The 24,569-nt window shown below is 63.1% G+C and carries 24 protein-coding genes; 13 read left to right on the top strand and 11 right to left on the bottom strand.

What is annotated here, in order from left to right:
- Positions 1-1,813: FAD-dependent oxidoreductase (locus tag FJ978_RS29375; RefSeq protein WP_140576185.1), on the top strand; the 1,813-nt coding region annotated here is incomplete at its 5' end.
- Positions 1,814-1,822: 9 nt separating this feature from the next.
- Complete coding sequence (locus tag FJ978_RS29370) at positions 1,823-3,178, top strand: Xaa-Pro peptidase family protein (protein WP_140576184.1); 1,356 nt, start codon at positions 1,823-1,825, stop codon at positions 3,176-3,178.
- Here the strand turns inward: FJ978_RS29370 and FJ978_RS29365 are convergent.
- Both FJ978_RS29365 and FJ978_RS29360 read right to left on the bottom strand, forming a co-directional pair.
- On the bottom strand, positions 3,143-3,970 hold the full coding sequence (locus FJ978_RS29365) for a PhnD/SsuA/transferrin family substrate-binding protein (protein WP_140576182.1): 828 nt from the start codon (positions 3,968-3,970) through the stop codon (positions 3,143-3,145). The genes FJ978_RS29370 and FJ978_RS29365 overlap by 36 nt on opposite strands.
- Positions 3,971-4,055: 85 nt before the next feature.
- On the bottom strand, positions 4,056-5,066 hold the full coding sequence (locus FJ978_RS29360; protein WP_181176830.1) for a fatty acid desaturase: 1,011 nt from the start codon (positions 5,064-5,066) through the stop codon (positions 4,056-4,058).
- 229 nt (positions 5,067-5,295) lie between these two features.
- Between FJ978_RS29360 and FJ978_RS29355 the strand changes: the two genes are divergently transcribed.
- Together FJ978_RS29355 and bmt are read left to right on the top strand one after the other, a co-directional pair.
- Positions 5,296-6,153 carry a helix-turn-helix transcriptional regulator gene (locus FJ978_RS29355; protein ID WP_140576181.1) on the top strand — a complete coding sequence of 286 codons (858 nt, stop codon included), beginning with the start codon at positions 5,296-5,298 and terminating at the stop codon, positions 6,151-6,153.
- Positions 6,154-6,283: 130 nt separating this feature from the next.
- Complete coding sequence (gene bmt / locus FJ978_RS29350; RefSeq protein ID WP_140576179.1) at positions 6,284-7,306, top strand: betaine--homocysteine S-methyltransferase; 1,023 nt, start codon at positions 6,284-6,286, stop codon at positions 7,304-7,306.
- A gap of 15 nt (positions 7,307-7,321) precedes the next feature.
- Here the strand turns inward: bmt and FJ978_RS32905 are convergent, their stop codons facing one another.
- From FJ978_RS32905 to FJ978_RS29315, 7 genes are all read right to left on the bottom strand, one after another.
- On the bottom strand, positions 7,322-7,591 hold the full coding sequence (locus FJ978_RS32905) for a hypothetical protein (protein WP_023763403.1): 270 nt from the start codon (positions 7,589-7,591) through the stop codon (positions 7,322-7,324).
- Between the two features lie 135 nt (positions 7,592-7,726).
- Positions 7,727-8,422: a glutamine amidotransferase gene (locus tag FJ978_RS29340; RefSeq protein WP_140576178.1), complete on the bottom strand. Its 696-nt coding sequence runs from the start codon at positions 8,420-8,422 to the stop codon at positions 7,727-7,729.
- Positions 8,423-8,581: 159 nt separating this feature from the next.
- Positions 8,582-10,738: a VWA domain-containing protein gene (locus tag FJ978_RS29335; RefSeq protein ID WP_140576176.1), complete on the bottom strand. Its 2,157-nt coding sequence runs from the start codon at positions 10,736-10,738 to the stop codon at positions 8,582-8,584.
- A gap of 2 nt (positions 10,739-10,740) precedes the next feature.
- The gene (locus FJ978_RS29330) at positions 10,741-11,301 is read right to left on the bottom strand and encodes an RNA polymerase sigma factor (RefSeq protein WP_013894988.1); all 561 of its coding nucleotides are present in this window, start codon (positions 11,299-11,301) and stop codon (positions 10,741-10,743) included.
- 69 nt (positions 11,302-11,370) lie between these two features.
- Positions 11,371-12,108 carry a dienelactone hydrolase family protein gene (locus tag FJ978_RS29325; protein ID WP_140576174.1) on the bottom strand — a complete coding sequence of 246 codons (738 nt, stop codon included), beginning with the start codon at positions 12,106-12,108 and terminating at the stop codon, positions 11,371-11,373.
- Between the two features lie 105 nt (positions 12,109-12,213).
- Positions 12,214-12,894 (bottom strand): 4Fe-4S dicluster domain-containing protein, encoded by a 681-nt coding sequence (locus FJ978_RS29320; protein ID WP_181176829.1) that lies wholly within the window; start codon positions 12,892-12,894, stop codon positions 12,214-12,216.
- Between the two features lie 97 nt (positions 12,895-12,991).
- Positions 12,992-14,566 carry a trimethylamine methyltransferase family protein gene (locus tag FJ978_RS29315; protein ID WP_013894985.1) on the bottom strand — a complete coding sequence of 525 codons (1,575 nt, stop codon included), beginning with the start codon at positions 14,564-14,566 and terminating at the stop codon, positions 12,992-12,994.
- 290 nt (positions 14,567-14,856) lie between these two features.
- On the opposite strand from FJ978_RS29315, the gene FJ978_RS29310 reads away from it, so the two are divergent.
- Positions 14,857-15,555 (top strand): B12-binding domain-containing protein, encoded by a 699-nt coding sequence (locus FJ978_RS29310; protein WP_023780418.1) that lies wholly within the window; start codon positions 14,857-14,859, stop codon positions 15,553-15,555.
- 100 nt (positions 15,556-15,655) lie between these two features.
- Here the strand turns inward: FJ978_RS29310 and FJ978_RS29305 are convergent, their stop codons facing one another.
- On the bottom strand, positions 15,656-15,790 hold the full coding sequence (locus FJ978_RS29305) for an entericidin A/B family lipoprotein (protein ID WP_013894983.1): 135 nt from the start codon (positions 15,788-15,790) through the stop codon (positions 15,656-15,658).
- 64 nt (positions 15,791-15,854) lie between these two features.
- Between FJ978_RS29305 and FJ978_RS29300 the strand changes: the two genes are divergently transcribed.
- Positions 15,855-16,499 (top strand): DUF1638 domain-containing protein, encoded by a 645-nt coding sequence (locus tag FJ978_RS29300; RefSeq protein ID WP_140576173.1) that lies wholly within the window; start codon positions 15,855-15,857, stop codon positions 16,497-16,499.
- A 1-nt stretch (position 16,500) separates the two neighbouring features.
- On the opposite strand, the gene FJ978_RS29295 is transcribed toward FJ978_RS29300, so the two are convergent.
- Positions 16,501-17,424 (bottom strand): NAD(P)-dependent oxidoreductase, encoded by a 924-nt coding sequence (locus tag FJ978_RS29295; RefSeq protein ID WP_140576171.1) that lies wholly within the window; start codon positions 17,422-17,424, stop codon positions 16,501-16,503.
- Positions 17,425-17,574: 150 nt separating this feature from the next.
- Between FJ978_RS29295 and FJ978_RS29290 the strand changes: the two genes are divergently transcribed.
- The 7 genes from FJ978_RS29290 (at position 17,575) to FJ978_RS29260 (ending at position 24,417) form a co-directional block, all read left to right on the top strand.
- Positions 17,575-18,150: a DUF4893 domain-containing protein gene (locus tag FJ978_RS29290; protein WP_140576169.1), complete on the top strand. Its 576-nt coding sequence runs from the start codon at positions 17,575-17,577 to the stop codon at positions 18,148-18,150.
- Between the two features lie 114 nt (positions 18,151-18,264).
- Complete coding sequence (locus tag FJ978_RS29285; protein WP_140576168.1) at positions 18,265-19,047, top strand: formyl transferase; 783 nt, start codon at positions 18,265-18,267, stop codon at positions 19,045-19,047.
- Positions 19,048-19,250: 203 nt separating this feature from the next.
- Positions 19,251-19,553 (top strand): virulence factor, encoded by a 303-nt coding sequence (locus FJ978_RS29280; protein ID WP_013894978.1) that lies wholly within the window; start codon positions 19,251-19,253, stop codon positions 19,551-19,553.
- On the top strand, positions 19,546-20,175 hold the full coding sequence (locus tag FJ978_RS29275) for a methylenetetrahydrofolate reductase C-terminal domain-containing protein (protein ID WP_013894977.1): 630 nt from the start codon (positions 19,546-19,548) through the stop codon (positions 20,173-20,175). The genes FJ978_RS29280 and FJ978_RS29275 overlap by 8 nt, the downstream gene beginning before the upstream one ends.
- Positions 20,172-21,263: a methylenetetrahydrofolate reductase gene (locus FJ978_RS29270; protein ID WP_013894976.1), complete on the top strand. Its 1,092-nt coding sequence runs from the start codon at positions 20,172-20,174 to the stop codon at positions 21,261-21,263. The genes FJ978_RS29275 and FJ978_RS29270 overlap by 4 nt, the downstream gene beginning before the upstream one ends.
- A gap of 81 nt (positions 21,264-21,344) precedes the next feature.
- Positions 21,345-22,319, top strand: a complete 975-nt coding sequence (locus FJ978_RS29265; protein ID WP_140576166.1) for a methyltetrahydrofolate cobalamin methyltransferase — start codon at positions 21,345-21,347, stop codon at positions 22,317-22,319.
- Between the two features lie 10 nt (positions 22,320-22,329).
- Positions 22,330-24,417: an ASKHA domain-containing protein gene (locus tag FJ978_RS29260; RefSeq protein ID WP_181176828.1), complete on the top strand. Its 2,088-nt coding sequence runs from the start codon at positions 22,330-22,332 to the stop codon at positions 24,415-24,417.
- The last annotated feature ends 152 nt before the right edge of the window (positions 24,418-24,569 follow it).

Here is a 24,569-nt window from a genome sequence, read left to right as displayed (position 1 = left end):
CTACACCCGCCAGGAGCGCAACGGCATCCTGCTCGGCACATATGAAAAAGCCTGCAAGCCGTGGTCGCCGGTCAACACGCCCTGGGATTTCGGCCATGAACTGCTGCCGCCCGATCTCGACCGCATCGCGCCGTCGCTGGAGATCGGCTTCAAGCATTTCCCCGGCATCGAAAAGGCTGGCATCAAGCAGATCATCAACGGCCCCTTCACCTTCGCGCTCGACGGCAACCCGCTGGTCGGCCCGGTGCAGGGCCTGACCAATTTCTGGTGCGCCTGCGCCGTCATGGCCGGCTTCAGCCAGGGTGGCGGCGTCGGTCTCGCTCTGTCGAACTGGATGGTCCATGGCGATCCCGGCTTCGACGTCTGGGGCATGGATGTCGCCCGCTTCGGCGAGTGGGCCGGCCTGCGCTACACCAACGCCAAGGTGCGCGAAAACTATTCTCGCCGCTTCTCCATCCGCTTCCCCAACGAGGAACTGCCGGCGGCACGTCCGGCACAGACGACCCCGCTCTACGACACGATGCTGGCCAACAACGCCGTCATGGGCGATAGCTGGGGTCTGGAAACGCCGCTCTGGTTCGCACCGAAAGGCAAGGAGCCCAAGGATATCGTTTCCTTCCACCGCTCCAGCGATTTCGGTCCGATCGGCGAGGAAGTGCGCGCCACGCGTGAGCGCGTCGGCGTCACCGAGATCGCCAATTTCGCTAAATACGAAGTTTCGGGCCCGGGCGCGGAAGAATTCCTCAACCGGCTGATGACCAACCGCATGCCGAAAACCGGCCGCATCGTGCTCACCCCGATGATCAACGAATTCGGCAAGCTGATCGGCGACTTCACCATCGCCAAGGCGGGAGACGACCGCTTCATGATCTGGGGCTCGTCGGCCGCGCAGAAATACCACATGCGCTGGTTCGAGAAGCACCTGCCGAAAGATGGCCCAAGGGGGTCAGAGGTGCGGATACACCGCTTCGACCAGACGCTGGTCGGCCTGTCGATCGCCGGGCCAAAATCCCGCGACTTGCTGCAGAAGCTGGTCGATGTCGACATCTCGACCAAAGCCTTCCGCTTCATGGATTTCCGCGAGATGGCGGTCGGCGGCGCGCCCTGCATGGTCAACCGCATCACCTACACCGGCGATCTCGGCTACGAGATATGGATGGCGCCGGCCTATGAGCGGCTGGTCTATAAGGCGATCAAGGACGCCGGCGAGGAATTTGGCCTGGTCGATTTCGGCATGCGCGCCCTGCTTTCCATGCGCCTCGAAAAGAACTTCCCGACCTGGTTCCGCGAACTGCGCCCGATCTACGGGCCGTTCGAAGGTTCGATGGACCGCTTCATCAAGCTGGAGAAGAACGACTTCATCGGCCGCGAGGCCGCCGCCAAGGAACAGGCTGAGGGGCCAAAACTGCGCCGTGTCTCCTTCATCGTCGATGCCGCCGATGCCGACGTGATGGGCGACGAGCCGATCTGGGCCAAGGTCAGCAAGGATTTTGGCACGGTGGAAAAGCCGCACGGCTACGGCGCACCGCGCTTCGACGACAAGGGCAAGGAAGTGCGTGGCTCCAAGGCCGCGGAAGGCGCTTCCGCCGTGCGCGGCATTGTCGATGGCGACTGGCGCGTGGTCGGCTGGGTGACGTCGGGCGGCTATGCCCACTATGTCCAGAAGTCGATGGCGCAAGGCTATGTGCCGGCAGCCCTTGCCGAGGACGAAAGCGCAGGGCTGTTCGAGATCGAGATCCTCGGACACCGCCGGCCGGCGCGCATCAATGTCGAGGCGCCGTTCGACCCGAGCGGCGAGAAGATGCGGACCTGAGGTTCGACCATGGACAGCGCGGGGCCAAAAGGCGGCTTCGGCCGCCACCGTAAGATCATGCCCTTCGAGCCGGGCTCGATCGAGGCCCTGCGCGACGCCTCCCGCCAGAAGGCGGCTTCACTCAACCAGCATCTGCTGGGCTATGGCGCCCAGGCAGAGGCTGAATGGGCAGCGGCAGGCATTGCCGCGCCAGACCTGCCGGCGATGCGCCAATACCGGCTGGAACGCATCCGCGCCGAGTTGAAGCGCCGTGGCTATGCCGGCGCCCTGCTCTACGATCCGGTCAACATCCGCTATGCGACCGACTCGACCAACATGCAGCTATGGGTCGCGCACAACCCGACGCGGCATTGTTTCGTTGCCACCGAAGGTCCTGTGGTGCTGTTCGACTATTTTTCCTGCGAGCATCTGTCCGACCATTCCGGTGTCGTCGACGAGGTGCGGCCGGCGGTGTCGTGGATTTATCTCTACAGCGGCGAGCTGACCGAACAAAAGGTTCGCCGCTGGGCCGCCGGCATCGCCGACCTGGTCAGGCAACATGGCGGCGGCAACAACCGCATCGCCGTCGACCACCTCGATCCGGAGGGTGTCGAGGAACTCGCTCGCCTCGGTATTTCGATCGGCAATGGCGAAGCGGTGATGGAAAACGCGCGGCTGATCAAATCGCCTGACGAAATCCTCGCCATGCGCCGCGCCATCGTTGCCTGCGAGGCCGCGATGGGCGAGATGGAACAGGCATTGACGCCCGGTATCTCCGAGAACGAACTGTGGGCGGAACTGCATCGCGGCAACATTGCGCGCGGTGGCGAATGGATCGAGACGCGGCTGCTGGCCTCGGGGCCGCGCACCAATCCATGGTTCCAGGAATGCTCCTCGCGCGAGATCGAGGCGGGCGACCTCGTCGCCTTCGATACCGACCTGATCGGGCCCTACGGCTTCTGCGCCGACCTGTCGCGCACCTGGCTGTGCGGCGATGCAGAACCTTCGAACGAACAGCGCGACCTCTTCCGTATCGCCGCCGATCAGATCCAGCACAACACCGGATTGATACGTCCCGGCATCTCGTTCCGAAACCTTGTCGACCGCTCGGCGGTACCGCCGGGAGACTGCTTCCCGACCCGCTATGGCGTGCTCTATCACGGCGTCGGCCTTGCCGACGAATACCCGACCTTGCCGCATGCCAGCGACTGGACTCCGGACACGCCGGATGGCGTTCTGGAGCCAGGCATGGTGCTCTGTGTCGAAAGCTATATCGGCAGGCTCGGCGGCCGCGAGGGCGTCAAGATCGAAGAGCAGATCCTGATCACCGAGACCGGCAACGAGCAGCTCTCAACCTACCCGTTGGATGCGAGGCTGCTCGGCTAACCCTACAAGGGCCTCACGCATTGCTTTGATCGTTTTTTCCGGTGTTGTCCTGGCGGTGATGAAGGGCAGGCCCTTGCGCCGTGCCGTCCAGCCGACGATCACGACCTTGCGCGCCGCCGGCTCGAAACGCTGCGCCAGCGCCCAGCTTTCACAGTCGATCGCCGCGATATCCGCCCTGCCCTCGGCCACAGTGACGATCGAGCCGCGATGGCCGCCGCTTTCACTGCGCGAGGAAAAGATATCGAGGCTTTCGCCAGCCGCGTGCAGATCACGCGTCAGCGCGATGATGCCCGACATGGAATCGAGACTGTTGAAGGTGAAGCGCTTGCCGCGGATCAGATCGAGCGGCAGCAAGGCCTTGCCATCCGCCGGCGATCGCACTTCCGGCCCTTCACCTGTCCGCATCACCAGCGCGCTGGAATAAAGCTCGCCCTGCCCGCCCTCATAGGCGTCGTAGCTCGGCTGGCCGACCACCTGCACATGACGGGACAGGCCAAGCTCCATCGGACCCCAGCAGGTTTGCGCGAAGAGGAGCGCCGGATGCAGCCATAATTTATGGAAATCAAGCTCGTCCGCAGGCAATGTCGCCGGATCCGGCGCGATCAGTTTTCCCTCGGCGTCGCGGATGCCGCCCAGTACCGTCGGCAACTCGCCATTGCGACGAACGATCGTCGACGGCGCGTCGATGCCCCTCTGCCGGAAGACATCGCGCAACCCTGCCCACTGCGCGTCGACTTCGCCACGCACTTCCGGCCAGTCATACATCGGCAAGGCCGCAACCAATTCACTCATGCCGGTATCCGACCACTATGTCTGGGGCAGAAGGCAACTGACCATAGCCAGTCTAGCAGGCAGCCCAGGGCTGCCGCAAAAGAATTCATTCCTTGGGCGGCTCGGCGGGCACCGGCGCGGTGCCGAGCCCATTGATGTTGCGCGCCCGGATACGCGGCTTGAATGCCCTGCCCGGCTCCGGCGCACGCCGCAGCACCGGGTGCACGATCGGCTCCTTGGCCTTGAAGGCATAGGCTTTGATCAGCGCAAAATAATTGGCGTAGGCATAGCCATTGTTCATCCGCAGCCATTCGTCACGACGCTCGCGGAACAGCTGAGGCAGTCTGTACCAGGCCACCGTCGGGGTCTTGTGGTGGACGAAGTGCAGATTGTTGTTGAGGAACAGGAACGACAATGGCGAGCGCTCGATGATGACCGTGCGGCCTTCCGGATGCTCGGACCATTGATGCTCGGCGAAAGTGCGGATCGCGATCAGCGACTGGCCGAGCCAGACCGGCGCCAGAATGTAGAGCCACAGCGGAATACCGAAGCCGAACTGCACGATCGGCGCCACGATGGCGAGGCCGACCGCATGCAGCAGCCAGGCTTTACGGATCGCCTTGTCGCCGGCAATCATACGCTTGGCGTCGTCGATGAAGAAGCCGATGCAGGACAGCCAGGGACCGAGGAAGAAACGGCCGACCATCGTGTTGTTGATCTTGAGCAGGAACTTCATCCTCGGCGGCAAGTCGTCATGATGCCACAGCGCCTGATAGTAGCTTTCCGGATCGTCGAGTGGATCGGTTAGCCGCTCATCGGCGTGGTGGCGCAAGTGAAGCGTCTTGAAGCGGCGGAACGGCCAGACCAGACCGATCGGCAGGAAGACGAAGGCCTCGTTGATCGATGCGCTGCGCGTCGGATGGCCATGCAGGACTTCGTGCATGATCGACGACTGCAGTGCCAGGATAAAGCCAAGGATGGCGAGTGCCAGGATGGGATAAGACGGCCAGAGCAGGACACCGATGGCGAGCCATGTTCCGTAACAGAAGAATGCGAGGACCACGGTTGGCCATTCGATGGCCGGTGCGTTGCGTCGCTTGATGCTCTTGCCTGTCATGCTATCGACCACTGCCCCTCAGTCGCCGGAACCCCCAATGGTTCCTGACAGCATAGTGTCAGGAGAAGCGATTCCACTCAACGAGACAAAGTGTACAAAATGTTGCCATTGCGCATTTTTGACCGCATATGTTATACATTGTAAACAGCACTACGGATTCATTTACGCCTGAGACGCCGGTTCGGCCGCTTTGGCGCAAATTTTTCCTCCTGATTCGCGGAGTGCAGCGATGGACAAACGGGACCTGTCAGCAATCTTTCGGGAGCGTCTGAAGCTGCTCCTGACACGCTCCGACCTCAACCAGTCGGCTTTCGCGACCGCTGTCGGCATCGATCGCTCGGCATTGTCGCAGCTGATGTCGGGCGCCACGACGCGCCTGCCGCGGGCCGAGACGCTGCTCAACATCGCCGCCGAATTCAAGGTGTCGCTCGACTGGCTGCTGGGCTTAAGCCAGGACGAAGGCGTCACCGGTGAAATCCGCGAAAGCCTGGAGATCGAGGAGGCACCCGACGGTTTCGACCGAACGCTGCTCGCCAAATGGTTCGCCGAGGCCGCGGGCACCAAGATCCGCTATGTGCCGGCCGGCATTCCCGACCTCCTGCGCACGCGTGCGCTGGTCGACTATGAGGCCAATATCACCAACAGGAGCCGTCTGGCGCAGGCCAGCGAGACGCAATACCGCATCGAATACAACCGGCGCCCGGAAACCGACATGGAAGTCTGCATGCCGCGCCACACGCTGGAGATTTTCGCGCGCGGCCTAGGCGTCTGGGACCGCTTTCCGGAGGCTGACCGCCGGCAGCAGCTCGCCCATATGGCGACGCTGCTTGACGATCTCTACCCGACCTTCCGCCTGTTTCTCTATGACGGCCGCATGCGCTATTCGATCCCGCTCACCATCTTCGGTCCTTATCGCGCCGCCATCTATGTCGGCGACATGTATGTGGTGCTGAACGCCACACAGCCGGTCCAGGCGCTGACCCGGCACTTCGACAATCTGATCCGAGCCGCCGACATCAACCCGCATGAGGCAGCAAGCTTCGCGCGCAATCTGGCCGGCATGGCGTTCCCGTCAGGCATTGTCTGATCACAGCCACGCCGTGAGCGGGCCCATCGCCGCCAGCAATTGCTACCGACGGGCTCACCGCTATTTCATTGACTAGACATAAAGACTTCTTTATATCCTTATTCGAATTCGAAACACGAAAGCCAATCCAATGACGACGACCAACCCGATCGATGCGCTGCTGGCTGAAAAAGGCGTGCTGCTGGCCGATGGCGCCACCGGCACCAATTTGTTCGCCATGGGTCTGGAAGCCGGCGAGGCGCCAGAGCTGCTGAACGAGACGGCGCCCGACACCATCACCAGCCTGCACCAGAACTTCGTCGATGCCGGCGCCGACATCATCCTCACCAACTCCTTCGGCGGCACCCGTCACCGGCTGAAGCTGCATCATGCGCAGGACCGCGTGCATGCGCTGAACAAGCGCGCCGCCGAGATCGCCCGTGCTGTCGCCGACAAGGCCGGCCGCAAGGTGATCGTCGCCGGCTCCGTCGGCCCGACCGGCGAATTGCTGATGCCGCTTGGCGCCATGACCTATGACGAAGCGGTCGACGCCTTCGCCGAGCAGATCGAGGGTCTCAAGGACGGCGGCGCCGAAGTCGCCTGGATCGAAACCATGTCGGCGCCCGACGAGATCCGCGCCGCCGCCGAAGCGGCGATCCGTGTCGGCCTGCCCTACACCTACACCGGCTCGTTCGACACCGCCGGCCGCACCATGATGGGCCTGCTGCCGAAAGACATCCACGGCGTCACCGACGGCTTGTCGCAATCGCCGCTCGGCGTTGGCGCCAATTGCGGCGTCGGCGCTTCCGATATCCTCGCCTCGCTGCTCGATATGACCGACGCGAAGCCGGAGGCGACGGTGATCGTCAAGGGCAATTGCGGCATTCCCGAATTCCGTGGCGCCGAGATCCACTATTCCGGCACGCCGGAACTGATGGCCGATTATGTCCGTCTCGCCGTCGATGCCGGCGCCAAGATTGTCGGCGGCTGCTGCGGCACCTCGTTCCAGCACCTTGCCGCGATGCGCAAGGCGCTCGATGCGCATACCAAGGCGGATCGTCCGACAGTTGAGAAAATTGTCGAGCGCATCGGCCCGATGCGCAACAAGGTGGCGACGCAAAACACCGCCGAGACCAGCGAAGCCCGCCGCGAGCGTCGCCGCAGCCGGGCCTGACTTTATCGGGTTCGATTATTCGCTGTTGTCGGCGTAGCTCGACTGCGCCGACTTGAAATCGACCACATTGTCGCCGTGCATCGTCATCAGCGCGCCGGATGAAACCGGGTCGGTGATCTGCTCCAGCATGACGCGGAAGCGGTCGTTGGTCAGCGCCGACATGGCGGTGTTGCGCGCCTGTGCGACGTCATCGCTGATGCGTCTGGATTCGGATGATGGGGCCGATGAAACCGCCGAAGCGTCTCGTGCCGGCGGTGTCGAGTTGGCGATAGTCCTGATCTGCAATTCCGGCTCCCTCAAGCCCCGTAGACATCGCCGGTGTAACGTGAGGGGAGTTGCGATCCGGTACCGGAAATCGAGCGCAATTTAACGATCCGGCAGATAGTGCCAACCCAACGGCATCACCCTTCTCGAAGGCAGCTAAATCAATGGCGGAAAAAGCGTCCGCAGGAAGCCATTGAACCAGGCGGCTTGCTCTGCATCGTGCAGGCTCATGAGATGGTCCTGCTCCTCGCGCGTCTGTGCGCCCGGCTTGTCATAGTTCGCGCCAGGACGGTTCTGCACGCGCCCAAAACCGGTCGGTGTGACTTCCGCATGGAATTGCAGACCGTAGACCTTGTCGCCGATACGGAAAGCCTGATTGGGAAACAGGTCGCTCGAGGCAAGGTGCTGTGCGCCCTTCGGCAATTCGAAGCCATGCCAGTGTGACTGTGTCACATGGATCGGCGCGGGCAGGAAATCTTCGGCTCCCGCGGTCGGATAAAGTGGATAGCAGCCAAATTCATGCACCCCGCTTGTCGGCGGACCGACTTGGGCACCGCGATGCCAGGCTATCTCCTGCGCGCCCTGGCAGATGCCGAGCAAGGGGATATCGGCATTCATGCAGAAGTCGATAAATCGGTACTCATCCAGCAAGAACGGATGCAGCGACGTGTCGTAGACATTGTACATGCCGCCGTAGACGACGCCGCCTGCGACACCTTCATCGGCATCCAACGTCTCTCCTGCATAGGCTCGACGCAACACAGGCTCGTAACCGTTTTGTGAGAGATAGGCGAACACACGATCGTCAGCGGGTTCGTCGCTGTGCCGCACCAGAACAACGCGTTTCTTCATGGTTCTGCCTCCCCCGCCAGAATGGTTGGCGCAAGACCGTGGCGCAACCGAAAAAAGGCCGGCAAGGGAATGAACCCCTCGCCGGCCTGCCTCACCCGCCCGTAGCCGGTTCCCCGTATCAGAACGACCCCCGTCTGAAAGGAACCGGCTGTATTGCCACTACCGGTTACCGCCCAGCGCCGAGGCAAGGCGCACAAGCGAAAGGAACTCGGACCTGTACCCAAACGGGTCGGCTCCTCGGGCGGCGGTGGCAATCTCCATGATCTTGTCGTAGCCGAACTTCGCGGTCGCATCCTCGTCGCGCAGTTTTTGGCCGAAGGCCGCGACGGCGACGGAGAAGCGCTGGTCGGTGCTGGCCTGGTCGAAGGACGCGACCTCGTTGGCCGAGGTCACCGGCGTGGTGATCAGCTTCGAGACGTCTTCGTTCGGCAGCTTGTAGCGGATCTTGACGAAGGCATACTCGTCCGCATTGGCGACGCCGCCATTGTTCACCCCCGCCTGCCCGTAGCGCAGCGGATCGATCTGCTCGCCGCCGCCGCCCTTAGGCGTGATCTCGTAGATCGCGGTGACCGAATGGCCAGAGCCGATATCGCCGGCATCGACGCGGTCATTGTTGAAATCCTCGCGATTCAGCGCCCGGGTCTCGTAGCCGATCAGCCGGTATTCCGAAACCTTGTCGGGATTGAACTCGACCTGGATCTTCACGTCCTTGGCGATGGTGAACAGCGTCGAGGAGGCATCCTCGACCAGGACCTTTTCGGCCTCGGCCAGCGTATCGATATAGGCGGCCGTACCGTTGCCGTTCTGAGCGATGGTCTGCATCATCTCATCGTTCAGATTGCCGCGGCCAAAGCCGAACACCGACAGGAAAACCCCGGTCTTGCGCTCCTGCTCGATCAGCCGCTTCAGGTCGTCATCATCGGTCTGACCGACATTGAAGTCGCCGTCGGTGGCAAGCATCACGCGGTTGACGCCATCCTTGATGAAGGACTGCTGGGCAAGCTTGTAGGCTTCCTTGATGCCGGCCTCGCCGGCGGTCGAGCCGCCCGGCTGCAAATTGTCGATGGCATTGAGGATCTTGTCCTTCTCGGCAATTTTCGTCGGCACCAGCACGGTGCCGGCATCGCCCGCATAGGTGACGATCGAGATGGTGTCGTCAGCCTTCAGCTTGCTGACCAGCAGCCGGAACGCAGACTTGAGCAGCGGCAGCTTGTCCGGTTCGTCCATCGAGCCCGAGACGTCGATCAGGAACACCAGATTGGCCTTGGGCTGTTCGGTCGGCCTGATGTCGAACCCCTTGATGGCGACGTGCATGAGCTTGGTGTGCGTGTTCCACGGCGTCGGCATGACGCTGACGGTCGAGTTGAATGGCGTCGTGGCGGAGTCCGGACCCTTCCAGTCATAGGGGAAGTAGTTGATCATCTCCTCGACGCGCACCGTGTCGGCCTGCGGCACGAAGCCTTGCTTCAGCGAACTGCGCACGAAGGAATAGGAGGCGGTGTCGACATCGATCGAAAAGGTCGAGACCGGGTCTTCAAGGGCCGCATGCACCGGATTGGTCTTGAAATCCTGGACGCGGTCGCGGTTTTCCTCATGCGGCGCGATCTGATCGGCCGGTGCGGTGGCAGGTTGTTGCGGCGTCATCAGCTTGGACTCGGCGGCAGGCATGCGGGCGATCCGTGACGTGGTGCCATCTGCCTGTGGAGGTGGCGTCAAGGACATGATTACTCTTTGGCCGCCGCTCCGCGCCGGTGCCGGTTCAGCCGGCGCAACCTGTCCCTGCGCATTCTGCTGCGCCAAACCTCCAGCAACAGTGGGTTCGGATTTCGGCGGCGATGCCGGTGCCACAAGGGCATCCGTCGCATCGCGGCTTTCCACATCCGCGTCCGCCTTCTTGTCTTTCTCCGGCAAGCTCGTTGCAAGCGGCCCGTTGACCGCCTGATCTCCCGGCGCCTGCTTGGCCAACGGCTTCACGGTCGCCGGCTTGTCGGCCAGCGTCTCGGTGATCTTCTCGTCGCCGCCGAATTCAGGCGGCTGTTCCCTCAGGAGGTGAAAGGTGGCGTATCCGGCGATCGGCAGGGCGACGAGCCCGGCAAGGGCCGGCGTGGCAATGAGTTTCTTTTGCATGATCTCGCTCCAGAGCTTTTGTGCTCGCTCTGTGAGACGAAGACCGCCAGCCGATCCTTGGGTGACGGCGGAAATATTTTCCTGATCATAGGCGCGCATGGCGGCTTCGAAGGCGCGAGCCTTCGCGCTTTCGCCAGGCGCCGGCGCCCTGATGCCGCGCAGTTTGCTGAGTTCGTTGTCGTCAACCATGGTCACACTTCCCCGGCCGAACGCATCAGCGTCTTCAGCCGTTTCTTCGCTTCATGGATGTGCCAGGAAACCGTCGTCTCCGAGATCGCCATCGCCTCCGCGGCGGCCGCGTGGTTCAATCCCTCGCCATAGACCAGCAGCACCGCGTCGCGCTGCTTGTCCGGCAACTGCCGCACCGCTGCCCACAGCGCCTCGGCGGGATCCTCGCTCTCGGCCAAGGCCTCGCCGGAAATCAGCGCATGAACGCCGTAGGCCTCGGTCTTGACCGTCTCGCGCGCGCTCTTGCGCATCATGTCGCGCGCGGCGTTCATCGTCACGGAATAGAGCCATGTCGTGAAGGCGCCGCCGCCGCGATAGTCGCGGATCGCCTTGCCGAGCCGCACGCAGACTTCCTGGGCGATGTCTTCGGCATCCGCCTTCTTGCCGCACCAGCGATAGGCGGCGCGATAGACGAAGTCGTAGTGACGCTCCAGCAATGTGCCGAAAGCCCCCCTGTCTCCGCCCTTCGCCCGCCCGATCAGTTCGGCGTCGGAGGCTTCGCTCTCATCCAGCATCATCGCCATCATTTGCCTGTTGGACGAAGGCTAATGGCTGATCCTTGGGGTGATGCAAAGATTTTTTTGGGAGCAGTCCTACCCGAGCGTTTCCGCAAACAGGGTGGTCAGCCGTTTCCAATGCCGCTCCGCGCCGGCAGCGTCAAAGACACTGTGGTCCGGCACGCACCAGCCATGCGCCATGCCGACATAATTCTCGATCGTATGGTCGACTTCCGCTGCTCTGAGCGCCTCCTCCAGCCGCGCCGACTGTTCCGGCGGGAAACTCCTGTCGATGCCAGCCGTGCCGACATAGATACGCGCCTTGATCGAGGCCGCCTTGCGATGCGGGCTGTCGGCGGCGTCGCTGGCCAGATTGCCGCCATGGAAGCTCGCTGCCACGGCGATGCGATCGGGGTAGCTCGCGGCCGCGTTCAGCGCCCGTGCGCCGCCCATGCAGTAGCCGATTGCCCCGACCGGCCCGGTGACGCCTTCCGCGATGAGCGCATCAAGGAAGGCGCCGCTGTCGCGGATCGTCATCTCCTGCGTCGTGCCGCTGATCAGCGCCGTCAGCGCCGTCTTGGTATGCTCCACGGAAAAAGCGGTCTTTGCATCGAAGGGTCCGTAGGGTGCATTGCGATAGAACAGGTCGGGTACCAGCACCGAATAACCTTCGTTCGCCAGCCGCTCGGCCATGCCGTCGAGCGCCAGCCGTGGCCCGAACGCATCCATATAGAGCACCACGCCGGCCTTGGCTCGAGAAGCGTCCGCCGGGCGGAACAGCCCTGCCTTGGCAATGCCATCCCCAGTTTTGATCTGAAGGTCCTGCTTCGTCATCGCCTGCTCCGCTGAGTGTCGAGCGATACATATCGGCGCCGGGCGGATGGGCAAGGCGCAACCAAGCCGGAGCGTTCAAGATTTCGTGCGGCATGCCGCCTGGATCTACAGGCGTGCAAACGCAGCCATGTGGAAGGCCTGGACTTCGGGAGGATAGCGATAGGACGTGCCATAGGGGCAGGCATTGCGGTCCAGGCAACCGCCGCCGCGGCACGGCCCGCCATTCGCTCCCCGCACATGCGTCAGGCAGGCCTGGTGGGCGAACCCTTCCGCGGAATAAGCGTCGACCGGACAGGATTTCAAGCACGGTTTCTCGACACAGCTGTCGCAAAGATGGATCGCCTCGTCATGCTCCGGAAGCGCGATCTCGTCCTCAAACAGCAGCGCGCCGCGATAGGCATGCCAAAGCCCGTATTGCGGGTGCATGAGGATGCCGAGCGGCGACGGCTTCAGCCCCTCCGCCCGTATCGCCCATCGCTGGAACGGCAGATAAGGCCTGTCCGAGGGCGAAACCGCGCGTGCGCCAAATGCCTCCGCCACCGCGCCGATCACCTGGCGCGACCAGGTGTCGAGCGGATTGGCGATTTGCCGTGGCTGCTGCTTGCGCCAGCGCAGGAAATGCGGCCAAGGATCCGCCCCCGCCTGCCCCACCAGCAGTACGGACTTTGCCGGCGCGCCCGAGACGCCATCAGGTGCCTCGTCGCTGTTCGCAAAGGCAAAGCCACCACGCAGGATGAGGCCATTGGCGCCAAGCGCGGCCGTGATCTCCTCGATCATGCCGCGCACAAGATCATTCCTTTTTGACCGGATCGGAGAACGCGCTCCGCCAGACTTCCTTGTGGATGATGTTGGCGACTTTAGCCCCGCCTGACTCGGGCTCCTTTCACGTGAAGGCGTCGGGCATCGACCCCTTCTTCTTGGCGATGAAGTCTTTCAGCGCCTCGTCGATGCTCGGATCGAGATGCGGCGCCTCGTAGCTTTCCAGCCAGCGGCGCGCGAGTTCGTTGGCGCGCTGCGGCGCGGTCTTCTCCCCCTCGGCCAGCCACTGCTCATAGGAATTGTTGTCGGCGATGTTGGAGCGGTAGAAGGCGGTCTGGAAATTCGCCTGCGTGTGGTCGCAGCCGAGATAGTGGCTGCCCGGCCCGACCTGGCGGATGGCGTCCATCGCCTGGCCGTTCTCCGACAGGTCGACACCCTCGGAGAATTTCTGCGTCATGCCGAGCTGGTCGATGTCCATCATGAATTTTTCGTAGCAGGAGGCCAGCCCGCCTTCGAGCCAGCCGGCCGAATGCAGCACGAAATTGGTGCCGGCCAGGATGGTCGAGTTCAGCGTGTTGGCGCTCTCATAGGCCGCCTGCGCGTCCGGGATTTTCGAGGCGCAGAGCGAACCGCCGGTGCGGAACGGCAGGCCGAGGCGGCGTGCGAGCTGGGCCGCGCCATAGGAGACCAGCGACGGCTCCGGCGTGCCGAAGGTCGGTGCGCCCGACTGCATCGAGATCGACGAGGCGAAGGTGCCGAACAGCACCGGCGCGCCCGGCCGGATCAGCTGCGTGAACGATGCGCCGGCGAGCACCTCTGCCAGGACCTGCGTCAGCGTGCCGGCAACCGTCACCGGGCTCATCGCGCCGGCCAGGATGAACGGCGTGACGATGCAGGCCTGGTTGTGGCGCGAATAGACCTTGAGCGCGCCCAGCATGGTCTCGTCGAACACCATCGGCGAGTTGGCGTTGATCAGGCTGGTCAGCACAGTATTGTTCTCGACGAAATCGTCGCCGAAGACGAGCTTGGCCATGGCCACCGTGTCCTCGGCGCGCTCCGGCGCGGTCACCGAGCCCATGAACGGCTTGTCGGAATATTTGATGTGGCTGTAGATCATGTCGAGGTGGCGCTTGTTGACCGGCACGTCGACAGGCTCGCACACCGTGCCGCCCGAATGGTGGATCGACGGCGCCATATAGGCGAGCTTCACGAAATTCCGGAAATCCTCGATCGTCGCATAACGCCTGACGCCGTCGAGGTCGCGCACGAAGGGCGGTCCGTAGACCGGCGCGAACACCGTGGCATTGCCGCCGATCTGCACCGAGCGCTCGGAATTGCGGGCATGCTGGGTGTAGACGGACGGCGCGGTCTTCAGCAGCGAACGGCAGAGACCTTTCGGGAAATGCACGCGCTCGCCCTTGACGTCGGCGCCCGCCTCTTTCCAAAGCTGCAGCGCTTCGGCGTCATCGCGAAAAATGATGCCGATTTCTTCCAGCACCGTGTCGGTGTTCTTCTCGATCAGCGCCAGGCCCTCTTCGTTGAGCACCTCATAGACGTTGATCTTGCGCTTGATGTAGGTGAGCTGCGTGCCGGGGCCGCCGCCGGAGCGCGCCGCGCGCCTGGCCGCCGCTCCGCCGCTGGCGCCTCGCCCACGCCGCGCGTTTGACGCTTCCTGGTCGACTGCCGCGTGTTCGCTCATGATCGCTCTTCCCTGAATATGGCCGGGCCTCGATATGGACCGGTCCGTAGCCGTTGCGGCCGCATGGCGCGGCTTTCGCCGGATCGTAGCCATGCACCCTATTCGAAACGGCCCGTCCGCGCCAACGCCTGTCGCAAAATCGACAAGAAAACCAATAGATTTTCCAGTCGCTTTCCTTTTGCGGGAAGTCGCAAATCAGCTATGGATACCCGCCCCTAGCGGGTTAGGTATGGACGCAAATCTGTTGTGCCTTGCGACGCAGTCGCGATGCCGTGAGGAGTTGGATCAAAATGGCCGACGACGAGATCATCCTTTCCGAGCTTTCCGACGATGAGTTGGTGCAGCAGATGCACGACGATCTCTATGACGGGCTGAAGGAAGAGATCGAGGAAGGCACGCGGATCCTGCTCGAGCGCGGCTGGGTGCCTTACAAGGTGCTGACCGAGGCGCTGGTCGAAGGTATGCGCATCGTCGGCGAGGATTTTCGCGACGGCATCCTGTTCGTTCCCGAGGTGCTGTTGTCGGCCAATGCCATGAAGGCCGGCATGTTCATCCTGCGGCCGCTGCTGGCCGCCACCGGCGCGCCCAAGCAGGGCAAGATGGTGATCGGCACCGTCAAGGGCGACATCCACGACATCGGCAAGAACCTGGTCGGCATGATGATGGAGGGCGCCGGCTTCGACGTCATCGACCTTGGCATCAACAACGCGGTCGAGAAATATCTCGATGCCATCGAGCAGCACCAACCCGACATTATCGGCATGTCGGCGCTGTTGACCACGACCATGCCCTACATGAAGGTCGTCATCGACACGATGAAGGAAAAGGGCATCCGCGACGACTATGTCGTGCTGGTCGGCGGCGCGCCGCTCAACGAGGAATTCGGCAAGGCCGTTGGCGCCGATGCCTATTGTCGCGATGCCGCCGTGGCGGTCGAGACCGCCAAGGACTACATGAAGCGCAAGCACAATGTGCGCGCCGCGTCCTGATTGGCCAATCCGGCATGGACAGTGGCCGGCATGGCCAATGGAAAGAGCCGCGCCTTGCAGCGCGGCTTTTTTGTTCCCAAATGACGGACGAGGCTGCCGATCAGTTGACGGTGTCCTTGACCGCCCTGGCCGTAGACTTGACGTCCTTGCCGACGCCGCGGACGGTGTTCGCGCAAGCCGTAAGGGCCAGCGCACAGGCAAGAATGGCGATTGGTGCGATGCGTAGCAGTTTCATGGATGGTGTCTCCCTCAATAGATAAATTAACCCCACAGCAACGAAGGCCGGCTCGGCTGGTTCCATGGTCAAAACACTGAAAACGAACCCGAATCAAGACGACAGGCTGCTCGTCATCGCCTGCGGGATGATTGCGCGCGAGGTGTTGGCCGTCAAGGAACAGCTCGGGCTCGATCACCTCGAATTGACCTGTCTGCCGGCGGAGTTTCATTTCTATCCCGACCGCATCGCGCCCGCCATGGACAATGCGATAGAGAAGGCCAAGGCCGAGGGCTACAAGCACATCTTCGTCGGCTATGCCGATTGCGGCACTGGCGGCCTGCTCGACCGGGTCTGCGAGAAGCACGGCGTCGAGCGCATGGCCGGCCCGCATTGCTTCGCCTTTTACCAGGGCATGGACGCCTATGCGAAGGTCGCCGATGACGACATGATGTCCTTCTACATGACGGATTTCCTGTGCCGCCAGTTCGACGCCTTCTTCATGAAGCCGCTCGGCCTCGACAAGCACCCGGAGCTGATCAAGGACTATTTCGGCAACTATGAGAAACTGATCTATCTCGCCCAGACCGACGATCCGGAGCTCGACAAGGTCGCGGAAAAGGCCGCCGCCCTGCTCGGCCTCGCCTATGAGCGGCGCGCGACCGGCTATGGCGACCTGACGGCCGGAATGGCGCAAGCCGCGGCTGGCGCTGCCCCGCGCCAGCGCTAATCTAAGCCGGACTCTCTTCCACCCGCAGCGCCGCCAGCACGTCGGCGAAGCTCGTCTTGCAGACGAAACCCAGCCTGTCCCGCGCCCGCAATGCGTCATAGACCCGGTCGATGGAGGAAAACATCGTCCAGCCCTTTCGCGCGTAAAGCGCCGGAAAGTCAGGGAAATAGCGCTCGACGACCGATGGCGCGTCCCTGATCAGCGCGTCGCAGTCGTCGGGCTGAAACGGAGTCGGCGCCGAGACTATGAAAGTATCGAAGCCAAGCTGCGGCGCCTTCTCCAAGCCAGCGACATGGGCCTCGGCCGCATCTTCCACCGTCAGCCGCCGGAACAGCAATTCATTCGCCTTGGTGTTGGCATCAGACTGTTCGATCGCATGCGCCATGTCGTCGGCCTCGGGAAAGAAACGGGCGGTGCGTAGCACGACCACCGGCAGGCCATGCTGAAGATGATAGAGACGGCAAAGATGTTCGGCCGAAAGCTTGGTGACGCCATAGATGTTGCGTGGCTCGGGCGACATCGCCTCCGTCAGCCAGGCGGCCTTGCGCGCACCGCCCCTGAACCCGTCGCGTATCCCCTGCGAGATCATTAGCGAGGTCGTCGACGTGAAGACGAAACGCTCCACACCGGCCGCCACCGCCGCATCGAGCAGGTTCAGCGTGCCCTGTACGTTGGTGGCCACGAAATCGCTGTTGGCGCGGCTTTCTATGTTGGGCTTGTGCAGCGCGCCGCTGTGGATGATGGCTTCGATGCGGTTGTCGCCGACCGTGCGCAGGACAAGGTCACGGTCGGCGATCGAGCCGATCATCTGCGTTTCAACAGATGGAACCGGGTCAAGACCTATCACCTCGTGACCAAGGCCCCGCAGCCGCGGCGCCAGCGCGCTGCCAAGCCAGCCCGATGACCCCGTGAGCAAGATTCGCATGCGCGCACCATGATTTTTGACGATGACGCTGTTAAGCACGGATGACAGGCGCGAGCGACCCGGTAAAGTCAGCCATCGGCCGGCGGCAGCACCGCTCCAGACATTAACTGCCATTTTTTATCGATTGATGTTTTATCCAGGGAGTTCCAGATGATCCTTCGTCCCCTTTTCGCCGCCATCGGCCTGCTCTGCTGCACCCTGCCCGCCCTTGCCGACGGCGAGGTGCAGAAGTTGATCACACCTGCCGACAAGGCCCGCCTCGACAAATATGGCGAGACGCGCAAGGCGGCACTTGCCGAGGCGAAGGCCGGCAACCCGGCCGAGGTCAAGCAGCTCGACGCCTTGGTTGCGACGCCCCTGGTGTCCTTTTCCGACAAGGACCTGACCGGCAACTGGCAGTGCCGCACCATCAAGGCGGGCGGAACGTCGGCGCTCGTCATCTATGGCTGGTTCAAGTGCAAGGTGACCGATGACGGCTCCGGCTGGCGGCTGGAAAAGGTGAGCGGTTCGCAGCGCACCAAGGGTCGCTTCTTCGACGACGGCGAAAAGCGTGCCATCTATCTCGGCTCCTTCACCGTCAACGAGGATCCGGCAAAGCCTTACGGCAGCGGTCCGCAGAGCGACCAGGTCGGCTATGCCTTCCGCACCGGCGCCAGCGAATGGCGCATCGAATTTCCCGCCCCCTACTATGAATCGAAGCTCGACATCCTCGAATTCAAGCGCTGACCCGGGTCCTTTCATGTCTTGCCTGGCGAGCTTTGGACACACCAACAATTAACCCGCCCCGCCTAGCATCCGGCCCATTGTCGAGAACGGGTCGCTTGGAGGGTGGCAAGATCCATGGCAGCATCGCAGTCCAGTCCGCGTCCGATCGTGGTCGTCACCGGAGGAGGCCAGCATGTCTGGGCCATGATCAACGCGATCGCGGACCGCGTCGGTCCTGTAAGCGTCGTCCTCGAAACCTCTGAATCCAAAAAGCAATTGCTAATTGGCCGGGCTCGTCGCCAAGGCTGGATCTCCGCCATCGGCCAGCTTGGCACGATGGTGCTGAGCAGGCTGGGGAAACGGTTCCTCGTCAGCCATGCCGCACGGTTGATCGCCGAGGAGAAACTCGAGACCGAGCCCAGGCGGGACCAGGAGATCATCCATGTTGCCTCGGCAAACGGGCCGGAGTGCCTCGAGGCGATCCAGAAGCTCCAGCCTGGCGTCGTCCTGCTCAACGGCTGCCGGCTGTTGTCGAAGGACATGTTGGCCAGGATGCCTTGCCCGGTACTCAACTATCACGCCGGCATCACGCCGAAATACCGCGGCATGAATGGCGGCTACTGGGCCCTGACATCGGGCGATCGCCAGAATTTCGGCACCACCGTGCATCTGGTCGATCCCGGCGTCGACACCGGTGCGGTGCTGAAACAGGTGCGCGGCCAGCCCAAACGGGGCGACACCATTTCCAGCTATGCGCTCCGGCAGACAGCATTCTCGCGCGACATCTGCGTCGAGGCCATCAGCGACGTGCTGGCCGGAAAGCTCACCACCTTCGACCCCGGCCTGCCGTCGCGGCAATGGTACCACCCGACGATCTGGTTCTACGTCTGGACAGGCATCAGAACCGGCATCTGGTAGCGGATTCCTCACCCCGAGCCACTTGCCGCACGCCGGCTTTTCCGTCGCGCTGGGCCTGCCGTCGCCCGTGCCGGAAACGAATAAACGCACCTTTCATTTTACGACATTGAAATGCGTCGCTTTTGAATGCGCGCGCGTCGTCCCATAACAAGCGGCCCCATTGCGCATGCGGCAATGCTCGATAGTTCGAGGAGTGAGAATTCATGGCCGATCTGATCGTCGTCTACTGGCGCGACATCCCTGCCCAGGTCATTGTCAAGAAAGGCCGGCAGAATGCCAAGCGTGAGCTGCCTTTGCGCTTCACCGAGGCGATCGACATGTGCGCCATGCGCACCGGCGCCGGCGGCACGGACGACTATCTGGCCGAATGGCGCAAGGCCGATCCGATCCCGGTCGGCGACGACCTCGACGCCGAGGTCGAAAAGGCATTCAACGATATCGACGCGAAGTATGACCGTGAGCGGCTGGTCGCTCTGGTGAAAGCGGGCGGCAAAGAAAATGTCTGAGACCACTCCCGTCAACAAGGAAGGGGCGGCGGTTACCCAAGCCACGCTCAACAAGAAGGCAGCGCCGAAATCCGACTACAAGCCGGCCGACGTGTCGCCGCAGCGGCGCGTGCAGCGCTCGTTCGCCGTTAGATTGTGGTCTGTGCGGCACTCGCGATTGCTCGAATGGTTCTACTCCAGGTTCGCCGACATGTTCCTGCTGCTGCATCCCTTGTGGAAAGGCATCGGCTACGGCCGCGTCGAGGCCCCGATCAAGTTCGTCGAGAAGCGCGTAAAAGGCTTCATGTTCGACTGCCGCATGTGCGGCCAATGCATATTGTCCTCGACCGGCATGTCGTGCCCGATGAACTGCCCCAAGCAGTTGCGCAACGGCCCCTGCGGCGGCGTGCGCGCCAACGGCAATTGCGAGGTCGAGCCTGATATGCCCTGCGTCTGGGTCAAGGCCTGGGAAGGCTCGCAGAACATGGTCAATTCCGACAAGATCCTGACCGTCCAGAAGCCGGTCGACCAGTCGCTGCGCGAAACCTCGGCCTGGCTGCGCGTCACCGCGCAGGCGGCGGCAGCCCGTCAGGCCGCGGCCGATGCCAAAACCGCAGATGCCAAGACCGGAGCCGCCGCATGATCGGTCGCCAGCGTGACGAAAACCCGGCCGGCATTCACCTGCCGCTCGACCCCCTGCCCGGCCACACCTCGCGTGGCCGGCTCGAGCGCGTGCTGCGGCGCGGCGAATTCGCTGTAACCACCGAGCTCAATCCGCCAGACAGCGCCGATCCGGAAGACGTCTACAACAGGGCGAAGATCTTCGACGGCTGGGTCGACGCGATCAACGCGGTCGACGCGTCCGGCGCCAACTGCCACATGTCCTCGGTCGGCATCTGCGCGCTGCTGACCCGCATGGGCTATGCACCGATCATGCAGATCGCCTGCCGCGACAAGAACCGCATCGCCATCCAGGGCGACGTGCTCGGCGGTGCCGCGATGGGCGTCGCCAACATGCTGTGCCTTACCGGCGACGGCGTCCAGGCCGGCGACCAGCCCGGCGCCAAGCCGGTGTTCGACCTCGATTCCATGTCGCTGCTCGAGACCTGCCGCATCATGCGCGACAACGGCAAGTTCCTGTCCGGCCGCAAGCTCACCACGCCGCCGCAGCTGTTCCTGGGTGCCGCCGTCAATCCGTTCGCGCCGCCCTTCGATTTCCGCCCGATCCATCTCGGCAAGAAGATCGCCGCCGGCGCGCAGTTCGTGCAGACGCAGTATTGCTTCGACGTGCCGATGTTCAGGACCTTCATGCAGAAGGCGCGGGACTTGGGGCATACAGAAAAAGTCTTCATCCTGTGCGGCGTCGGCCCGCTCGCCTCGGCCAAGACGGCCAAGTGGATCCGCTCCAATGTGCCGGGCATCCATATCCCGGACGCCATCATCAAGCGGCTGGAGGGCGCCCAGGACCAGAAAAAGGAAGGCAAGCAGCTCTGCACCGACATCATCAACGAGGTGAAGGAAATCCCCGGCGTCTCGGGCATCCATGTGATGGCCTACCGCCAGGAGGAATACGTCGCCGAGATCGTCGATGAATCGGGCGTGCTCAAGGGCCGCCAGCCCTGGAAGCGTGAGATTCGCCGCGACGACCAGATGGTCGCCGACCGGCTCGACCACATCCTGCACGACGAGATTACCGAAACCCAGGTGGACATGGTGAAGACCGCGCATTGATCCGTGCGGAGAGCGACCATTCGCTTGATCGAGAAGAGATAACGATATAAAGAACTCTTTATATCACGACGGAGAGATTTCATGACCCGGACCATCGTCGCCTCGGCGACACGAGAAATCATCATCGGCTTCGACCAGCCCTTCTGCGTGATCGGCGAGCGTATCAACCCGACCGGCCGCAAGAAGCTCGCCGCCGAGATGATCGCCGGCAATTTCGAGACCGTCATCAAGGACGCGCTGGAACAGGCCGCTTGCGGCGCCACAATGCTCGACGTCAATGCCGGCGTGACCGCTGTCGACCCCAACGCGACCGAGCCGGCGCTGCTGGTGCAGACGCTGGAGATCGTCCAAGGCCTCGTCGACCTGCCGCTGTCGATCGACTCCTCCGTCACCGCCGCGATCGAGGCGGCGCTCAAGGTCGCCAAGGGCCGTCCGCTGGTCAACTCCGTCACCGGCGAGGAAGAGAAGCTCGAAGCCATCCTGCCGCTGATCAAGAAATACAACGTGCCGGTCGTCGCCATCTCCAATGACGAGACCGGCATCTCGATGGACCCGGACGTGCGTTTCGCCGTCGCCAAGAAGATCGTGCAGCGCTGTGCCGATTTCGGCATTCCGGCGCATGACGTGGTCGTCGACCCGCTGGTCATGCCGATCGGCGCGCTGGGCGATGCCGGCCGCCAGGTGTTCGCCCTGCTGCGCCGCCTGCGTGAGGAACTCAAGGTCAACACCACCTGTGGCCTGTCCAACATCTCGTTCGGCCTGCCGCACCGCCACGGCATCAACGCCGCCTTCATCCCGATGGTGATCGGCGCCGGCATGACCTCGGCGATCATGAACCCGGTGCGTCCGCAGGAAATGGAAGCCGTGCGCGGCGCCAATGTGCTCAACGGCACCGACGAGAACTGCACCAACTGGATCCGCACCTACAAGGACTACAAGCCGGCCGAAGGCGGTCAGGCGGTCGCGGCGCCGACAGCGGTCAATGCGCCAGGCGAAGGCAACGGCAACGGTGGCCGCCGCCGCGGCGGTCGTGAGGCCCGGATGGGTCGAGGATAAGCGCGCAATCGTGAATTCACCTGCAAACATCACCGATCCGCTCGTGCTGTTCATGCCGTCGGGCAAGCGCGGGCGGTTTCCTGTCGGCACGCCGGTCCTGGATGCCGCGCGCCAGCTTGGCGTCTATGTCGAAAGCGTGTGCGGTGGCCGCGCCACGTGCGGACGCTGCCAGGTCGAGGTGCAGGAAGGCAATTTCGCCAAGCACAAGATCGTCTCGTCCAACGAGCACATTTCGCCCAAGGGCCCCAAGGAAGAGCGCTACGAGCGCGTGCGCGGCCTGCCCGAACGGCGCCGCCTCTCCTGCTCGGCGCAGATCCTCGGCGACCTCGTCATCGACGTACCGCAGGATACGGTCATCAATGCGCAGACCATCCGCAAGGACGCCGACACCAGGGTGATCGCCCGCGATACGGCGATCCGCATGTGCTATGTCGAGATCGAAGAGCCCGACATGCACAATCCATCAGGCGATCTCGATCGCCTCAAGATCGCGCTGATGAAGGACTGGGGCTTCAAAAACCTCGAATTCGATTTCTACCTGCTGCCGCAGGTGCAGGGCATATTGCGCAAGGGCAACTGGACCGCCACCGCGGCCATCCACAAGGATGCCGACAGCGACATCGCGCGGGTCATCGCGCTGTGGCCGGGCCTCAAGAACGAGGCCTATGGCCTCGCCTGCGATATCGGCTCGACCACCATCGCCATGCACCTGGTGTCGTTGCTGTCCGGCCGCGTCGCCGCCTCGTCGGGCACGTCGAACCCGCAGATCCGCTTCGGCGAGGATCTGATGAGCCGCGTCTCCTACGTGATGATGAACCCGGACGGCCGCGAAGGCATGACGGTCGCCGTGCGCGAAGCGATCTCCAGCCTCGTCGACAAGGTTTGCGCGGAAGGCAATGTCCAGCGCAACGACATCCTGGATTCCGTCTTCGTCGGCAATCCGATCATGCACCACCTTTTCCTCGGCATCGATCCGACCGAACTCGGCGGCGCGCCCTTCGCGCTCGCCGTCTCCGGAGCGGTTCGCATCAAGGCCTCCGACATCGGCCTGAAGCTCAACCAGGGCGCACGGCTCTACATGCTGCCTTGCATCGCCGGCCATGTCGGCGCCGACGCGGCGGCGGTGACACTGTCGGAAGGCCCGCACCGCCAGGACGAAATGATGCTGATCGTCGACGTCGGCACCAATGCCGAGATCGTGCTCGGCAACCGCGCGCGGGTCGTGGCGGCTTCCTCTCCTACCGGTCCGGCGTTCGAGGGTGCTGAAATCTCCGGCGGCCAACGCGCCGCCCCAGGCGCCATCGAGCGCGTGCGAATCGATCCGGAGACGCTGGAGCCTAAGTACCGCGTCATCGGCTCAGAACTGTGGTCCGACGAACCGGGCTTCCTCGACAGCGTGCAGGCGACCGGCGTCACCGGCATCTGCGGCTCCGGGATCATCGAGATCGTGGCGGAGATGTATCTCGCCGGCATCATTTCCGAGGACGGCGTCGTCGACGGCTCGCTTTCCGCGCGCTCGCCGCGCGTCGTCGCCAATGGCCGCACCTTCTCCTATGTGCTGAAGGAAGGCTCTGCGTCAAAGGAGGATGGGCCCAAGATCACCATCACCCAGACCGACGTGCGCGCCATCCAGCTTGCCAAGGCGGCCCTTTATGCCGGCACCAAGCTTTTGATGGAAAAGCAGAACACCGAGCATGTCGACCGCATCCACTTCGCGGGCGCCTTCGGCTCCTTCATCGATCCGAAATACGCCATGGTGCTGGGGCTGATCCCCGATTGCGATCTCGACAAGGTCTCGGCCGTCGGCAACGCCGCCGGCGCCGGTGCGCGCATGGCGCTGCTCAATCGTGGCTATCGCCGCGAGATCGAGGAGACGGTGAGCCAGATCGAGAAGATCGAGACCGCGCTGGAGCCGAAATTCCAGGAGCATTTCGTCTACGCCATGGCGCTGCCCAACAAGGTCGATCCGTTCCCGAAACTGTCGGCGGCGGTGAAACTGCCGCCACGCAAGACGGTCAGCGAGGATGGCGTCGCCGGCGACGCCACACCGCGCCGGCGCTCACGCGAAGGTCACGCGGCAAGGCGCGGCCGCGAATAGGCCGCGCCTACGCATTCAATTTCATTTGTATGCAAATGTTTCCGGATCGCCAGATCCGGAAACCAAAACGCTGTTTTCGCGAAATCCATCCGATACACGGCAGGCGCATTTACCCGGCATTGCACGGCGGCCACGAACAACCCCTCGGCCTC

It is taken from the genome of Mesorhizobium sp. B1-1-7, assembly GCF_006442705.1.
GTDB classification, from domain to species: Bacteria; Pseudomonadota; Alphaproteobacteria; order Rhizobiales; family Rhizobiaceae; genus Mesorhizobium; species Mesorhizobium opportunistum.
Note: the sequence above shows the minus strand (reverse complement) of the source record. Positions and strands in the feature narration are given on the sequence as shown.

Bases quoted from the DNA above. Each gene is read 5' to 3' on its own strand.
- FJ978_RS29270 (WP_013894976.1), top strand. From the start codon at position 20,172: ATGATCGGTCGCCAGCGTGACGAAAACCCGGCCGGCATTCACCTGCCG.
- FJ978_RS29310 (WP_023780418.1), top strand. From the start codon at position 14,857: ATGGCCGACGACGAGATCATCCTTTCCGAGCTTTCCGACGATGAGTTG.
- FJ978_RS29355 (WP_140576181.1), top strand. From the start codon at position 5,296: ATGGACAAACGGGACCTGTCAGCAATCTTTCGGGAGCGTCTGAAGCTG.
- FJ978_RS29275 (WP_013894977.1), top strand. From the start codon at position 19,546: ATGTCTGAGACCACTCCCGTCAACAAGGAAGGGGCGGCGGTTACCCAA.
- FJ978_RS29330 (WP_013894988.1), bottom strand. From the start codon at position 11,301: ATGGCGATGATGCTGGATGAGAGCGAAGCCTCCGACGCCGAACTGATC.
- FJ978_RS29290 (WP_140576169.1), top strand. From the start codon at position 17,575: ATGATCCTTCGTCCCCTTTTCGCCGCCATCGGCCTGCTCTGCTGCACC.
- FJ978_RS29325 (WP_140576174.1), bottom strand. From the start codon at position 12,108: ATGACGAAGCAGGACCTTCAGATCAAAACTGGGGATGGCATTGCCAAG.
- FJ978_RS29370 (WP_140576184.1), top strand. From the start codon at position 1,823: ATGGACAGCGCGGGGCCAAAAGGCGGCTTCGGCCGCCACCGTAAGATC.
- FJ978_RS29335 (WP_140576176.1), bottom strand. From the start codon at position 10,738: ATGGTTGACGACAACGAACTCAGCAAACTGCGCGGCATCAGGGCGCCG.
- FJ978_RS29305 (WP_013894983.1), bottom strand. From the start codon at position 15,790: ATGAAACTGCTACGCATCGCACCAATCGCCATTCTTGCCTGTGCGCTG.
- FJ978_RS29360 (WP_181176830.1), bottom strand. From the start codon at position 5,066: ATGACAGGCAAGAGCATCAAGCGACGCAACGCACCGGCCATCGAATGG.
- FJ978_RS29295 (WP_140576171.1), bottom strand. From the start codon at position 17,424: ATGCGAATCTTGCTCACGGGGTCATCGGGCTGGCTTGGCAGCGCGCTG.
- FJ978_RS29300 (WP_140576173.1), top strand. From the start codon at position 15,855: ATGGTCAAAACACTGAAAACGAACCCGAATCAAGACGACAGGCTGCTC.
- FJ978_RS29315 (WP_013894985.1), bottom strand. From the start codon at position 14,566: ATGAGCGAACACGCGGCAGTCGACCAGGAAGCGTCAAACGCGCGGCGT.
- FJ978_RS29285 (WP_140576168.1), top strand. From the start codon at position 18,265: ATGGCAGCATCGCAGTCCAGTCCGCGTCCGATCGTGGTCGTCACCGGA.
- FJ978_RS29280 (WP_013894978.1), top strand. From the start codon at position 19,251: ATGGCCGATCTGATCGTCGTCTACTGGCGCGACATCCCTGCCCAGGTC.
- FJ978_RS29365 (WP_140576182.1), bottom strand. From the start codon at position 3,970: ATGAGTGAATTGGTTGCGGCCTTGCCGATGTATGACTGGCCGGAAGTG.
- FJ978_RS29265 (WP_140576166.1), top strand. From the start codon at position 21,345: ATGACCCGGACCATCGTCGCCTCGGCGACACGAGAAATCATCATCGGC.
- bmt (WP_140576179.1), top strand. From the start codon at position 6,284: ATGACGACGACCAACCCGATCGATGCGCTGCTGGCTGAAAAAGGCGTG.
- FJ978_RS29340 (WP_140576178.1), bottom strand. From the start codon at position 8,422: ATGAAGAAACGCGTTGTTCTGGTGCGGCACAGCGACGAACCCGCTGAC.